The organism is Kitasatospora xanthocidica, assembly GCF_014656195.1.
In the GTDB taxonomy this organism is placed as follows: domain Bacteria; phylum Actinomycetota; class Actinomycetes; order Streptomycetales; family Streptomycetaceae; genus Kitasatospora; species Kitasatospora xanthocidica.
This window is the reverse complement of the sequence record NZ_BNBY01000009.1, coordinates 18,560-32,829: the sequence shown is the minus strand read 5'-3', so window position 1 is coordinate 32,829 and position 14,270 is coordinate 18,560. Positions and strand designations below refer to the sequence as shown.

The following is a 14,270-nucleotide window of genomic DNA, read 5'->3' as shown; positions in this document are numbered from 1 at the left end:
TGGACCAGTGGACCAGGCGACGGACCGGGCCCACGGAGTCGGTCCCGGAGTCGACCCACGGCCCCGGTCGACGGAGCCGGCCCGCTCTCGACGGAACGGCTGCAGACGAGGAGCCCCGCACATGCCGCGACAGGACACCCCGGGCCCGGCCCCGACGGCCGTGTGCCTGGGCGAGTCGATGGCCGTGCTGCTCCCGGACCGCCCCGGGCCGCTGGAGTCGGTGGAGAACTTCCGGCTCGCCGTCGGCGGCGCCGAGTCCAACGTGGCCGGGGCGCTGGCCGCCCTCGGCGTGCCGACGGCCTGGATCAGCCGGGTCGGCGACGACGGCTTCGGCCGCCGGCTGGTCGCCGAGGTCGCCGCGCGCGGTGTGGACGTCTCGGCCGTCGCGGTCGACCCGCACCGCCCGACCGGCCTCTACCTCAAGGAGGTGGGTGGCACCACCGGCCACGACCGGGACCTCGGCCCCGGCCGCAGCCGGCTGCACTACCACCGGCGCGGCTCCGCGGCCGCCGCGCTCTCTCCCGCCCTGCTCGCCGACCCCGCCGCCGCCGCGCTGCTGGCCGGTGCCCGCCTGCTGCACCTGTCCGGCATCACGGCCGCGCTCTCCGACGACTGCCTGGCCCTGCTGCACGCCCTGCTCGCCGACCGCCGGCCGGCCCGGACGGTCAGCTTCGACCTCAACTGGCGCCCCGCGCTCTGGCAGGACCGCGATCCTGCGGTGCTGCCGCCACTGCTGGACGCCGCCGACCTGCTGCTGCTCGGTTCCGACGAGGCCCAGGCCGCCTTCGGCACCGGGGACCCGGCCGCGCTGCGCCGCCGCTTCCCCACCCCCGCCACGCTCGTGGTCAAGGACGCCGACCGGCAGGTCACCGCCCTGGACCGGGACGGCACCGCGGTCACCGAACCGGCCCTCGCCGTCGAGGTGGTCGAGGCCACCGGCGCGGGCGACGCCTTCGCGGCCGGCTACCTGGCCGGCACCCTCCGGGGCCTGGACCAGCGCCGCCGGCTGCGGCTCGGCCACCTGAGCGCGGCCTGCGCGCTGACCGCCCACGGCGACCAGGCCGAACTGCCGCCCGCCGCCGTGGTGGCCGCCCTGCTCGACGCCTCCCCCGCGCACTGGGCCGCCACCCGGGTCACCGCGGACGGCATCACCGGCCCGGCCCTGCCCCCGGACGGCATCACCGGCCCGCCCCCGCCTGCCGGCGGCACCCGGCGCACCACCCGGGCCCCGCACACCGGCCGACCGGGCCCCGGCACAATGAGCGGGACCCCCAGCCCTCGAAGCGGAGCACGATGAGCCAGACCGTCAGCCGCGCCCTGCGCATCCTCGCCGAGCTCGGCGAGGGCGAACGTTCCCTCGACCAGCTCGCCGAGGTGCTCGGCGTCCACAAGACGACCGTGCTCCGGCTGCTCCAGAGCCTCGAAGAGGAACGATTCGTCTACCGCGACCCGGCCTACCGCTACCACCTCGGTGCCGGCCTGTTCGCCCTCTCCGGCCTGGCCCTGGAGCAGCGCGGCGTCCGCCGGATCGCCGCCCCGCACCTGGCCGAGCTGAACGCCGCCACCGGCCAGACCGTGCACCTGGCCGCGTACGAGGGCGGCGAGGTGGTCTACATCGACAAGTTCGACTCCCGCCACCCGGTCAGGATGTACTCCCGGATCGGCCTGCGCGCCGCCCTGCACAGCGCCGCCGTCTCCAAGGTGCTGCTGGCCGACCTGCCGCTGCCCGAGCGCCGCCGGGTGGTGGCCGGGATCGACTTCACCCCGCACACCGAGCGGACCCTCGCCTCGCCCGAGGCGCTGCTCGCCGAGCTGGAGCGGGTCGCCCTCCAGGGCTGGGCGCAGGACCGCGCCGAGTACGAGGCCTTCATCAACTGCGTGGCCGCGCCGATCCGGGACGCCAGCGGACGGGTCGTCGCCGCCGCCTCCATCTCCGTCCCGGACGTCGTGCTCCCGTACGAGAAGGTGCTGGACCTCCTCCCGCAGCTGCTCGCCACCGCCCGCGCCGTCTCGGCCGACTGCGGCCGCCCCGACCACCACTGACGAACCGTCGAGAACCTCCGAGGAGTCCCATGTCCGCCGAGCACCCCCAGACCGACCGGAAGGTCGAGATCCGCACCGACGGCGCCCCCGCCCCCGCCTGGACGTTCTCCCAGGGCGTGCGCAAGGGCCCGATCCTTCAGGTCTCCGGCCAGGGCCCGCAGGATCCGGGGACCGGCGAGTACCTCCACCGCGGCGACGTGAAGGCGCAGACCCGGCGCACCCTGGAGAACGTCAAGGCGATCGTCGAGGCCGGCGGCGCCACGATCGAGGACGTGGTGATGTTCCGCGTCTACCTCACCAAGCGCGCCGACTTCCCGCTGATGAACGAGGTCTACGCCGAGTTCATCGAGGAGAACATCAAGCCCGGCGGCGTGAAGCCCTGCCGCACCACCGTCTTCGTCGAGCTCCCGCAGGAGCCGATGCTGGTCGAGATCGACGCCCAGGCCGTCATCGGCTGACACTCCCGCCACCCCGTGGGCCCAGACGCCGCGTCCGGGCCCTCGGCATGTCCGGGCCCACGGCATGCCCCCCCCCCACGGCGAGTTCCGGTGTCCCGCTTGCCACACCCCGACGGCGACATTAGGTTAGGCTCACCTAACTACCTGGAGGTCCGCCCATGAGCCTGCCCACCGGCGACGCCGAGGTCCCCGAGCCCACCACCGCCGAGCGGATCCACAGCCTGCTCAGCACGGCCTCCTCGCTCACGGTGCGCGCCCTGGGCGAGCACCACGACCTGGACACCCCGGTCTCCGCCCACGGCTCCCACCTTCGGCTGCGCGCCCCGCTGGACGCCCCGCTCACCCTGGCCGCCGCCCAGGCGACCGACGGCCTCGCCGTCGTCCTCGACGTGACCGACGTCTCCCCCGTCGCCGTCCGCGACCGCGTCCGCGCCCGCCTCACCCTGGCCGGCCGGCTCCACCTCGCCCACCTCGCCGACGACGGCCTCAGCGTCCACCTGCACGTGGACGTCGCCCACGCCGTCCTCGCCACCCCGTACCGCACCGGCGCGGTCACCGGCGCCGACCTCGCCCTCGCCGCCGCCGACCCGATGGCCCGCCACGAGGCCGCGATGCTCACCCACTTCGCCGACGAGCACGCCGAGGCGCTCGACGTCCTCACCCGGCTGCTCGACCCGGTACTGCTCGTCCGCAACCCGGACGTCCGCCCGCTCGCCCTCGACCGCCACGGCCTGGTGCTGCGCCTGGACCACCCGGACGGCCACCGCGACGTCCGCCTGGTCTTCCCCGAACCGGCCCGCGACACCGAGGACTTCGGCCACCGGATGCACGACCTGCTGGCCGCCGCCCGGTACGGCCAGCCGGCCCACCGGAGCTGAACCGGGCCCACCACCGTTCCCCCGCACGGGAGTTGACCGGGCCGGCAACCCCTCGCGCGCACAGCAGCGGCCGCACCCGGAAACGACAACGGCCGGCCCGGCTCGCGAGGGAGGATTGTCCCGCGAGCCGGGCCGGCCTGGGCGTGTCCCGCGCCCATGACCACTGTGCGGCGATCACCCGGTCGAGCGGTCACCCGACATGACCATCCCGGGGGATCGATTCGCTCCGCAGCAGCGGTGGTTACTGAAACCCCGGAGGGGTCAGAGCGCGACGCCGTGGGCGCGCAGGTAGGCGACCGGGTCGATGTCCGAGCCGTACTCCGAGCCGGTGCGGATCTCGAAGTGCAGGTGCGGGCCGGTCACGTTGCCGGTGGCGCCCGAGAGGCCGATCTGCTGGCCGACGGTGACGGTCTGACCGATCGTCACGCCGATCACGGAGAGGTGCGCGTACTCGGCGTAGTGGCCGTCGGCGAGCTTGATCTCGACCTCGTTGCCGTAGGCGCCGCCGTTGCCGGCCTTGACCACGACACCGTTGGCGACGGCGCGCAGCGGGGTGCCGGTGGAGGCGATGAAGTCCTGGCCGGTGTGGTGGCCGGAGGCCCACATCGAGCCGGCCACGCCGTAGGCGGTGCCGAGCTGCGGGTTGGCCAGCGGCGCGACGAAGCCGGAGGTCGCGGCGACCGGAGCGGCGGTCACGGCCTGGGCCGGGGCGGCGGTCTGAACCTGGGTCTGCACCGGGGCGGCCGGCTTGGCGGCCTCGGTCTTGACCTGGACCTGGGACTGCGGCTTGGCGGTCTGGGCGGCGGGAGCGGCCGGCTTCGCCGGGGTGGCCGGGGCGGCGTCCGCGGACGGGGCCGCGGCGTGGCCGGCGAGCGCGAGCTGCTGGCCCGGGTAGATCAGGTTGGGGTTGGCACCGACGACCGAGCGGTTCTGCTCGTACAGCGCCTGCCAGCCGCCGTCGACGTGCTTGGCGTCGGCGATCTTGGACAGGGTGTCGCCGCTGATGACGCGGTAGCTCTCGTGCGCGGCGGCCGGGGCGGCCTGGCCGGCCGGCTTGGCGTCGGCGACGGTGGCGGCGGCAGCCGGGGCGGAGGGGGCGGCCGGAGCGGTGTGGGCCTGGGCGCTCACCGCGGTGACCAGCGGGAGGACGAAGGAGACACCGGTGACGGCGGTGGCGATGCCGATGCGGGCGGCGCGGGGCAGGGCGATACGACGAGCCTGAGCAGGCATGGAAGTTTCCTCTCCGACGCCTGCGAGGTGAGCTGTCGGGTTCGGGCTGGAGTTGCCCGGCCGCATGCGCGGCTTCACCCCAAGCCGGCCCTGGACGCCCGCGCCCTGAGGCGCGAACTCCGGTCCGGCGACTTACCTGTGGGTCCCCCGCTCCTGCCGTACAGAGTTCAGATCGAACCACCGGGCAGCGGCAGGATTCGGCGTTCCGCCCGGAGGATCCGTCCGGACTGGCCGGGCGGTCGCTGAACTAAAACCCATCCGTTCGGGTGAAGCAATGTCGATCTCTTGAACGGGCAACCATCCCCCCTGCGCCGGTCACCCTCCGAATGATCCGCTGTACGGTGCGTACACAATCCATTCACGCCGCGCCACTGATCCACGACCCTGCGCCGAAGTCGTCGGCACTGCGCTGCCGTCCGCTCACGCACCGCCACCCCCGACACACCCACCGGTGACCCTTGTCACGTACGCCCCGCGGGGCGGAGGATCGAGCCGTGGCCACCTCCGAGGCCGGCACCCTGCGCCTGGGCACCGCGCAGGGTCGCTGGGTACTACTGGCGACGGTGCTCGGCTCCAGCATGGCGATGCTCGACGGCACCGTGGTGAACGTCGCCCTGCCCCGGATCGGCGCCGACCTCGGCGCCTCCCTGGCGTCGCTGCAATGGACCCTGAACGCCTATCTGCTCACCCTGGCGGGCCTGATCCTGCTCGGCGGCGCGCTCGGCGACCGGTACGGGCGGCGCCGGGTCTTCCTGATCGGCGTGGTCTGGTTCGCCGTCGCGTCCGCGGCCTGCGCCGCCGCGCCGGACATCCACGTGCTGGTCGCCGCCCGGGCCGTCCAGGGCATCGGCGGGGCGCTGCTCACCCCCGGTTCCCTCGCCATGCTCCAGGCGGTCTTCCACCCTGACGACCGCTCGGCGGCCGTCGGCCTCTGGTCCGGCCTCGGCGGGGTGTCGGCGGCGGTCGGCCCCTTCCTCGGCGGCTGGCTGGTGGACGGCCCCGGCTGGCGCTGGATCTTCCTGCTGAACCTGCCGCTCGCCGCCGCCGTGATCGCCGTCGCCACCCGGTACGTCCCGGAGAGCCGGGACGAGGGCGCCTCCGGCCGCTTCGACGTGCTCGGCGCGGTGCTCGCCGCGCTCGCGCTCGGCGCGATCACCTACGCCCTGACCGCCGCCGGTGAGGGCGTGTCCGCCACGGTCTGGGTCAGCGGCGTGCTCGGACTGGCCATCGGTGCCGCCTTCATCGTCGTCGAGCGCCGGGCCCCCGAGCCGATGCTGCCGCTCGGCCTGTTCTCCTCCCGGCTGTTCACCGCCGTGAACCTGGTCACCCTCTGCGTCTACGCGGCGTTCAGCGGCGTGTTCTTCCTGCTGGTCGTGCAGCTGCAGATCGTCGCCGGCTTCTCCCCGCTGGTGTCCGGCCTCGCCCTGGTGCCGATCACCGTGCTGATGCTCGCGCTGTCCTCGCGCGCCGCGCGCCTCGGCAAGCGGATCGGCCCGCGGATCCCGCTGACGATCGGCCCGCTGCTCTGCGCCGCCGGGGTGCTGCTCATGCTGCGCGCCGGTGCGGGCTCCTCCTACTGGGCGGACGTGCTGCCCGCCGTCACCGTCATGGGCTGCGGCATGACCCTCCTGGTGGCGCCGCTGACCGCGACCGTGCTGGCGGCCGTCGAGGTCCGGCACGCGGGCATCGCCAGCGGGGTCAACAACGCCGCCGCCCGCGCGGCCGGTCTGCTGGCCGTCGCCGCCCTCCCGGCGCTGGCGGGCCTGAGCGGCGACGCCTACCGGGTGCCCTCCGCCGTGGACCACGCCTTCCACATCGCGATGCTGATCTGCGCCGGGCTGCTGACGGCAGGCGGGCTCATCGCCTTCGCCGCCGTCCGGGGCAACGTCCTCACCCCCGAGGACCACCCGGTGGCCGAGCCGGACACCGAGTGGTGCTGCGGCACCACCCCGCCGCTCGACCCGGGCCACGTCCACCCGCACGAGGACCCCGCCACCGGAACGGCGGCGGGGCCCTCGAAGAGCTGACTGTCCGTCAGCGGGCGGCGTCTTCCTAGAGGATGTCGCCCGGCGCGTACTTGGCGGCCTCCGGGTAGGCGGCCGCGACGGCCTCCACCAGGCGGACCACCTCGGCGACCTGGGCGCCGGCCGCGCCGGTGAAGGAGAGCCTGTCGGCCAGCAGCGCGTCCAGCGCGGCCCGGTCCAGCGGGATCCGCTCGTCGGCGGCCAGCCGGTCCAGCAGCTCGTTCTCCCGGGCGCCGGCGCGCATCGCCAGCGCGGAGGCGACGGCGTGCTCCTTGATGACCTCGTGCCCGGTCTCCCGGCCGACGCCCGCGCGCACCGCGCCCATCAGCACCTTGGTGGTGGCGAGGAACGGCAGGTAGCGGTCCAGCTCGGCCTCGATCACGGCGGGGAAGGCGCCGAACTCGTCGAGGACGGTCAGGAAGGTCTCCAGCAGGCCGTCGAAGGCGAAGAAGGCGTCCGGCAGCGCGACCCGGCGCACGACCGAGCAGGAGACGTCGCCCTCGTTCCACTGGTCGCCGGCCAGCTCGCCGGTCATCGAGGCGTAGCCCCGCAGGATGACGGCCAGGCCGTTGACGCGCTCGCAGGAGCGGGTGTTCATCTTGTGCGGCATCGCGGAGGAGCCGACCTGGCCCTCCTTGAAGCCCTCCGTGACCAGCTCGTGGCCGGCCATCAGGCGGATGGTCTTGGCGAGGCTGGACGGCGCGGCGGCCAGCTGGACGAGGGCGGTGAGCACCTCGAAGTCCAGCGAGCGCGGGTAGACCTGGCCGACGCTGGTCAGCACGTTGTCGAAGCCGAGGTGCGAGGCCACCCGGCGCTCCAGCTCGGCCAGCTTGTCGGTGTCGCCACCGAGCAGGTCCAGCATGTCCTGGGCCGTGCCGACCGGGCCCTTGATCCCGCGCAGCGGGTAGCGGGCGATCAGCTCCTCCAGGCGGCGGAAGGCGACCAGCAGCTCGTCGGTGATCGACGCGAAGCGCTTGCCCAGGGTGGTGGCCTGCGCGGCCACGTTGTGCGAGCGGCCGGCCATGACCAGCTCGGAGTGCTGGGCGGACAGCTTCGCCAGGCGGACCAGCACGGCCACCGTACGGTCGCGCACGTGCTCCAGCGACTGGCGGATCTGCAGCTGCTCGACGTTCTCGGTCAGATCCCGGGAGGTCATCCCCTTGTGGATCTGCTCGTGGCCGGCGAGGTCGCTGAACTCCTCGATCCGGGCCTTCACGTCGTGGCGGGTGACCCGCTCACGGGCGGCGATCGAGCCGAGGTCGACCTGGTCGATCACCCGCTCGTAGTCGGCGACGGCGGTCGCCGGAACCTCGACGCCGAGGTCCTGCTGGGCCTTCAGGACGGCGAGCCACAGGTGGCGCTCGAGGACCACCTTGTGCTCGGGGGACCAGAGCTGGGCCAGGGTCGCCGAGGCGTACCGGGAGGCCAGGACATTGGGGATCTGGGGCTTCGCGCTCACGCTTCGCAAGCCTAACAGCCGAGGTCACGGCCCTCGCAGCCACCGACGCGCTACGCCCGTAGAGCCATGGCGCTACTGCGCGCCGCCCGTCCGGCCGGCCAGCACCGGCAGGACCTGCGCGCAGATCGAGTGCAGGGCGATCCGCTGCTCGTCGGTCATCGCCTCGAAGGCCTGGTGGGTGCGGGCCATCTCGCCGCGGATGCGGTTGAGGATCTCCCGGCCCTCGGCCGTGATCACCACGATCTTCACCCGGCGGTCACCGGCCGCCGCCGCCCGGTTGGCCAGGCCCAGCGACTCCAGCCGGTCCACGATCCCGGTGACGTTCGACGCGTCGCAGCCCAGCCGCCCGGCGAGCGCGCGCATCGGCACCGGCTCCTGCACCGCGCCCAGCGCCTTGGCCTGGGAGGAGGAGAGGCCGTGCCGGGCCGCGGCTGCCGCGAAGTCCTGGAAGTACGCGGCGCCCACGGCGGCCAACACCTCCATCAACTCGGCGTTGGTCGGGACGGTCGTCGTCGCTGTCGAACCCATGGGGCCAGGGTACGACCAGGTGCTTCAGTAACTCAAGATTTGACCACGGCAACCGTCGGCGGACCACGCCCGGCAGTCGACTCAGAGCACCGGCTGCAGTCGGCTCAGAGCACCAGCTGGTCGAACAGCCGCCGCAGCTCCGCGTCCGGGTCCGCGGTCAGCCCGGTGTGCACCGGCCCCGGCTGGACGATCGCACTGCGCGGCGCGGTCAGCCAGCGGAACCGCTGCCCGGGGCTGTCCCCCGCCGCCGGACCGGCCTGCGGGCCGCCCAGGCAGACCGCCTCGATCCCGTGCAGCGCCCGCCGCACCCCCTGCACGTCCACCACCGGGTCCAGCGCCAGCAACCGGGCCTGGTCCAGGTGGGTGCGCGCCGCCAGGTGCGAACTCTGCCGGCAGTACAGCAGCACCCCGACGTTGACGCACTCACCGCGCTCGACCCTCGGCACGGCGCGGATCACGGCGTACTCGTAGTCGTGCAGCTCGACGACCGCCGGCAGCACGGACGACGACTCACTCATGCGGGCACCTCCGGCAGCCAGTCACGCGGACCGGCCAGTCGCTCGGTCAACTGGGCACGGTACGCGGCGCGCACCTCGTCGGGCGAGTCGAAGCCGAACTCGTCCACCAGCCAGACCTCGGGAATCTGCGCCACGGCCGCCTCGATCACCGACTCCGCGAGCGGCGCCAGCTCCTTGTCGGCGGCCGCCACGTCCGGCCGGGCCCGCAGCAGCGCATGGTCGGAGGCGTCGTACGGGCGGCGCGCCCAGGCGGCGGCGCCCGGCCAGTTGTGGTGGAAGATCAGGCTCGCGCCGTGGTCGATCAGCCGCAGCCCGCCGGTCGCCACCAGCAGGTTGGGGTTGCGCCAGGACCGGTCCACGTTGCCGATCAGCGCGTCGAACCAGAGCACCCGGCCCGCGAGCTCCGGGTCCACCTCGAAGCAGAGCGGGTCGAAGTTGAGCGCGCCGCTGACGAAGGCCATGCCGAGGTTGGTCCCGCCGCTGGCCCGCATCTGGTCCTGGACCTGGTGGTCCGGCTCGCTGCGCGCGAGCACCGGGTCCAGGTCGACGGTCACCAGCTCCGGCACCGGCAGCTCGAGCCGCCGCCCCAGCTCCCCCGCCAGCACCTCCGCGACCAGGGCCTTGCGCCCCTGCGCCGCACCGACCCATTTCAGCGCGTACAGCCGCCGGTCATCGGCCTCGACCAGGCCCGGCATCGAGCCGCCTTCTCGCAGTGGCGTCACGTAGCGGATCGCCGTCACCTCGGGTAGCACGCCCCCAGCCTATCGGTGTCTCCCCTCTCCTCCCCCCACCACTCGACCGCCCCTCCCCACCTCCCTCGTCCGCCCCACCCCGGTGGCAGCACCCGCTGCTCCGTGCGAATGTGGCGGACAGTAATGGGGACCTTCACGGCAAAGGGATGAGCGATGGAACGATCTCGGATCCTGATCGTGGGCGGTGGCTTCGCCGGACTGGAGTGCGCCCGCCGCCTCGAACGCAAGCTGTCACCCTCGGAGGCCGAGATCTCCCTGGTCACGCCGTTCAGCTACCAGCTCTACCTCCCCCTCCTCCCCCACGTCGCCGCAGGCGTCCTCACCCCGCAGTCCGTGGCGGTCTCCCTGCGCCGCTCGCTGCGCCGCACCCACATCGTCCCCGGCGGTGCCATCGGCGTGGACCCGTCCTCCAAGGTGTGCGTGGTCCGCAAGATCACCGACGAGGTGGTCGCGCAGAAGTACGACATCCTCGTCCTCGCCCCGGGCAGCGTGACCCGCACCTTCGACATCCCGGGCCTCACCGACTACGCCCGTGGCATGAAGACGCTCGCCGAGGCGGCCTACGTCCGTGACCACGTGATCGCCCAACTCGACCTCGCCTCGGCCACCCTGGACCAGCGGGAGCGCGAGTCCCGGCTCCAGTTCGTGGTGGTCGGCGGCGGCTACGCGGGCACCGAGACAGCCGCCTGCCTGCAGCGCCTGACGACGGCCGCCGCGCTCCGTTACCCGCGGCTGGACGCCAAGCAGATCAAGTGGCACCTGATCGACATCGCCCCGAAGCTGATGCCGGAGCTCGGCGATCCGCTGGGCGAGGCGGCCCTGGAGGTGCTGCGGGCGCGCGGCATCGAGGTGTCGCTGGGTGTCTCGGTGGCCGAAGTCGGTGCCGAGTCGGTGAAGTTCACCGACGGCCGGGTGATCCCCTGCCGCACGCTGATCTGGACCGCCGGGGTGGCCGCGAGTCCGCTGATCGGCACCCTGGACGCCGAGACGGTCCGCGGCCGGCTGGCCGTGACGGCGGAGATGCGGGTGCCGCAGTTCGAGGGCGTGTTCGCGCTCGGCGACGCCGCCGCCGTGCCCGACCTCGCGAAGGGCGACGGCGCGGTCTGCCCGCCGACCGCCCAGCACTCCGCCCGGCAGGGCCGCGTGGTGGCGGACAACGTGATCGCCTCGCTCCGCAACCAGCCGCTGGAGCCGTACTACCACAAGGACTTGGGCCTGGTGGTCGACCTCGGCGGCAAGGACGCGGTGTCCAAGCCGCTCGGGGTGGAGCTGCGCGGGGTGCCCGCCCAGCTGGTGGCGCGCGGCTACCACCTGATGGCGATGCGCACCAATGTGGCGAAGTTCCGGGTGGGTACCAACTGGCTGCTGAACGCGACCGCCGGGGACGACTTCGTCCGCACCGGCTTCCTCGCCCGTCAGCCCGCCCGGCTGCGCGACTTCGAGTACACCGACGCCTATCTGACGAAGGATCAGGTGAAGGCGCACGCCCAGTCCCTGCTCGCCAAGGGCTGAGCCGAGCACTGAACGTCCCCGGCGCCCCCCGCTGACACTGTCGCGGGGGGCGCCGAGGCGTGCGGTCAGCGCGCGGTGAGGTACATCCCGCTCGCGTCCTGCCCGGCCGTGTTGCGGCAGCTGTAGTCACCGCCGGGGCGGGCCCACAGCAGCGTCAGGCAGCGCCCGACCGCCTGCTGGCCGTAGTAGTTGGGGTGCATCGACTCCTGCAGCGCGCCCTGGGTGGAGTTGAGCCCGCCGTCCAGGAAGCGCGCCCACTCGCTGGTGGTCGCGGACGGTCCGGTGGTCGTGGTCGGCTGCTTGGTGGCCGTGGAGCAGACCTCGCGGCCCTGCAGCATGTCCGACAGGTCGAGGAACTGCGCGCCCTTGGCGGAGGCGACGCCCGCGAGCGCCTGGGAGATCTGCGGCACCATCGTGTCGCGGGCCCAGTCGGCGTCGCCGTCCCAGAACGGGCAGCCGCCGGTGTTGGAGCGGGTCCAGCCGCTCTCCGGGTAGCGCATCTCGGCGCTGCGCGGGATCGGCGACGGGTAGGACTGCAGGACCAGGCGGTAGTCCGACTGCGCGTAGCCGGCGTCGGCCATCACCGCGCGGACCTCGTCGATGGCCTTGCCGACGCCGGCCATCGCGGTGGGCAGCTTGTCGTCGATCTGGGACTGCGCGGAGTTGTGGCAGTAGGAGTACCAGATCAGGTAGTCCTGCACGCAGGTGGAGATGACGTCCGAGAAGCCGAGGTCGTTGCCGCCGATCGACAGGGTGATCAGCTTGACGTTGTTCTGCCGTGCCACGGTGGCGAGTTGGTCGGCCTGCGGGGCTTCGCCCTTGTACGACTGGCCGCCGTTGGAGGCGCGGAAGACGTTCGCGGTGACGGCGCCGGAGCAGGCCAGGTTGATCTCGTTCTGGGCCCCGGTCGAGGCGCTGAGCACCTCGGCGACGTCCGAGCGGTCGCAGCCGCTCGCCGCGGTGGCGCCGTAGACCCGCGAGGGGTCGTACGAACTGCCGGTCCAGGCGCGGTCGGAGCCGTTGCGGTTGCCGCTGGTGCCGGCGGAGTTGCCCTTCCAGCGGCCCGCCTCGCCGGAGATGTAGCTGTCGCCGAGCGTGACGCTGGCGGTGGGACCGGTGGGCGCGGCGGTCGGTGCGACCGGTGCGGCGTAGGCCGGCGCGGCGACGGCCAGGCCGGCGACGGTGAGCGGGAGGGCGAGGGCTGCGGTGAGCAGCCGTCGGCCGAGTCGAGGCGTGCTGCGGGTGATGCTCGAACGATTTTCGGGCACTGCGGAACTCCTGCGGCTCGGTCTCCCCGTGGGATGGGGAACGGGAAGACGCTCAGGTGAGGGTGGGCCGCCGGCCGGTGGCGCGATGAAGATGACATGCCCTCGTTGGTTACCGCTAGGTATCTGCAGCAGGTTTCCGCTTTTGTTACCGCCGGGTTCAGACCAGACCGGCAACCGACGACCGGATGCCGCCCCTGGTTCACACCCGCCTCATCCACCCCACCGGCCGCTCCGCTCACACCAGCCGGGAGCCGTCCCCGCCCGCTCCCAGCACCGCCGCCAGGTCCTCCGCCAACTCCCTGGCCTGCGCCGACTCCAGCCGGGCCACGGTGAACCGCAGTCCGGGCGGCGACTGGATCCGGTACCGGGCACCGGGTGCCGCGACCCAGCCGCGCTGCACCAGCGCGGCCAGCGCCGAGGTCTCGTCCGGCACCGGCACCCAGACGTTGAGCCCGCTCTCCCCGTGCGCCTCGATGCCGCGCGCCGCCAGCTCGCCGAGCAGCGCGTCCCGCCGGGCCCGGTAGGCGGCGGCCACCCGCTCGGCGGGCGCCGCGTCGGCGCGCCACAGCTCGGCGACGGTGCGCTGCAGCAGGTGGCTGACCCAGCCGGCGCCCAGCCGCAGCCGTCCGGTCACCCGCCCGATCGTCTCCGCGTCGCCGACGGCCACCGAGACCCGCAGGTCCGGCCCGTACGCCTTGGCGGGCGAGCGGACCACCGCCCAGTGCCGGGAGCCGGCGCCGACCAGCGGGTGGTACGGCTGGTCGACCATGCCGCGCCCGTGGTCGTCCTCGATCAGCAGCACCCCGGGGTGCTCGGCCAGGACGGCCCTGAGCCGCTCGGCCCGGCCCGCGGTGAGCGCCGCCCCGGTCGGGTTCTGCGCCCGGCTGGTGATCACCACGGCCCGGGCGCCCTCGCCCAGCGCCGCCGCGAGGGAGTCCGGCAGCGGGCCCTCGTCATCCAGCCGGAAGGGCAGGCACTTGAGACCCATCGCCGGCAGCAGGTCGAACAGGCTGCCCCAGCCCGGGTCCTCGACGGCCACCGCGTCGCCGGGGCGCAGCCGGGCGCCGAGGAGGCGTTCGATGGTGTCGAGCGCGCCGGAGGCGACGGCGATCGGGCCGCCGGGCAGGCCGTCGGCCTCGAAGGCGGCGCGGGCGAGCCCGAGCAGGACGGGGTCGCCGACCGGGTGCCCGTACAGCACCGGCTCGGCGCGGGCGGCTTCGGCGGCCGCCGCGAGGGCCGGGCCGAGGTCGGGCAGCAGCGCCGGGTCGGGGTTCCCGGCGGAGAGGTCCCGGGCGTACGGGGGGACGGGGACGCGGATCTGGTCGCGCGGGGTGAGCGCGGGTCTGGGCAGGATCCGGCTGCCCTTGCGGCCGGCCGTCTCGATCACGCCGCGGTCGCGCAGCAGCCGGTAGGCGGCGGCGACGGTGTTGGGGTTGACGCCGAGTTCGGCGGCGAGGTCGCGCAGCGGGGGCAGCGCGGTTCCGGGGGCGAGCAGTCCGCTGCTCACGCCCTGTTCGATGTGCGCCGCGATTTCGCTGGCGCGTCGCCCTTTCAGCGGATAGTCTCCTAGCACAAAGCAAATTATGCACTAGTACATAGA

The 14,270-nt window shown here is 73.8% G+C and carries 13 protein-coding genes and 1 riboswitch; of the genes, 6 read left to right on the top strand and 7 right to left on the bottom strand.

Translation table 11 applies throughout. From position 1 onward, the window contains the following. Positions 1–121 precede the first annotated feature (121 nt). The 4 genes from IE332_RS18090 to IE332_RS42235 all read left to right on the top strand — a co-directional run bounded on the left by IE332_RS18090 (position 122) and on the right by IE332_RS42235 (position 3,379). Positions 122–1,297, top strand: coding sequence for a sugar kinase (locus tag IE332_RS18090; protein ID WP_189917393.1), 1,176 nt, complete (start codon positions 122–124; stop codon positions 1,295–1,297). Further along, a complete protein-coding gene (locus IE332_RS18085; protein WP_189917390.1) occupies positions 1,294–2,043 on the top strand; it encodes an IclR family transcriptional regulator in 750 nt (249 codons plus the stop codon). The genes IE332_RS18090 and IE332_RS18085 overlap by 4 nt, the downstream gene beginning before the upstream one ends. A 29-nt stretch (positions 2,044–2,072) precedes the next feature. After that, positions 2,073–2,501, top strand: a complete 429-nt coding sequence (locus tag IE332_RS18080) for a RidA family protein (RefSeq protein ID WP_189917388.1) — start codon at positions 2,073–2,075, stop codon at positions 2,499–2,501. 158 nt (positions 2,502–2,659) lie between these two features. Continuing rightward, positions 2,660–3,379: a DUF2470 domain-containing protein gene (locus IE332_RS42235; RefSeq protein ID WP_189917386.1), complete on the top strand. Its 720-nt coding sequence runs from the start codon at positions 2,660–2,662 to the stop codon at positions 3,377–3,379. A 261-nt stretch (positions 3,380–3,640) separates the two neighbouring features. On the opposite strand, the gene IE332_RS18070 is transcribed toward IE332_RS42235, so the two are convergent. Continuing rightward, positions 3,641–4,609: a M23 family metallopeptidase gene (locus tag IE332_RS18070; protein ID WP_189917384.1), complete on the bottom strand. Its 969-nt coding sequence runs from the start codon at positions 4,607–4,609 to the stop codon at positions 3,641–3,643. A 2-nt stretch (positions 4,610–4,611) separates the two neighbouring features. Then, positions 4,612–4,792: riboswitch (cyclic di-AMP (ydaO/yuaA leader) on the bottom strand. A 311-nt stretch (positions 4,793–5,103) separates the two neighbouring features. On the opposite strand from IE332_RS18070, the gene IE332_RS18065 reads away from it, so the two are divergent. Next, a complete protein-coding gene (locus tag IE332_RS18065; protein WP_229928697.1) occupies positions 5,104–6,636 on the top strand; it encodes an MFS transporter in 1,533 nt (510 codons plus the stop codon). A gap of 25 nt (positions 6,637–6,661) precedes the next feature. Here IE332_RS18065 and purB read toward each other — a convergent pair whose 3' ends face one another. From purB to IE332_RS18045, 4 genes are all read right to left on the bottom strand, one after another. Then, positions 6,662–8,101 (bottom strand): adenylosuccinate lyase, encoded by a 1,440-nt coding sequence (purB, locus tag IE332_RS18060; RefSeq protein WP_229928696.1) that lies wholly within the window; start codon positions 8,099–8,101, stop codon positions 6,662–6,664. 63 nt (positions 8,102–8,164) lie between these two features. Next, complete coding sequence (locus tag IE332_RS18055; RefSeq protein WP_189917380.1) at positions 8,165–8,620, bottom strand: MarR family winged helix-turn-helix transcriptional regulator; 456 nt, start codon at positions 8,618–8,620, stop codon at positions 8,165–8,167. 104 nt (positions 8,621–8,724) lie between these two features. Beyond that, positions 8,725–9,138, bottom strand: coding sequence for a DUF3037 domain-containing protein (locus tag IE332_RS18050; protein WP_189917379.1), 414 nt, complete (start codon positions 9,136–9,138; stop codon positions 8,725–8,727). Beyond that, positions 9,135–9,890, bottom strand: a complete 756-nt coding sequence (locus IE332_RS18045; protein ID WP_189917377.1) for a HipA family kinase — start codon at positions 9,888–9,890, stop codon at positions 9,135–9,137. Before IE332_RS18045 ends, IE332_RS18050 begins: the two co-directional genes overlap by 4 nt. 153 nt (positions 9,891–10,043) lie before the next feature. Here IE332_RS18045 and IE332_RS18040 point away from each other — a divergent pair, with 153 nt between their 5' ends. Next, on the top strand, positions 10,044–11,402 hold the full coding sequence (locus tag IE332_RS18040) for an NAD(P)/FAD-dependent oxidoreductase (protein ID WP_189917375.1): 1,359 nt from the start codon (positions 10,044–10,046) through the stop codon (positions 11,400–11,402). Positions 11,403–11,467: 65 nt separating this feature from the next. Here the strand turns inward: IE332_RS18040 and IE332_RS18035 are convergent, their stop codons facing one another. Together IE332_RS18035 and IE332_RS18030 are read right to left on the bottom strand one after the other, a co-directional pair. Beyond that, the gene (locus IE332_RS18035; RefSeq protein WP_229928695.1) at positions 11,468–12,670 is read right to left on the bottom strand and encodes a GDSL-type esterase/lipase family protein; all 1,203 of its coding nucleotides are present in this window, start codon (positions 12,668–12,670) and stop codon (positions 11,468–11,470) included. Positions 12,671–12,905: 235 nt separating this feature from the next. After that, the gene (locus IE332_RS18030) at positions 12,906–14,243 is read right to left on the bottom strand and encodes an aminotransferase class I/II-fold pyridoxal phosphate-dependent enzyme (protein ID WP_189917373.1); all 1,338 of its coding nucleotides are present in this window, start codon (positions 14,241–14,243) and stop codon (positions 12,906–12,908) included. Positions 14,244–14,270 lie beyond the last annotated feature (27 nt).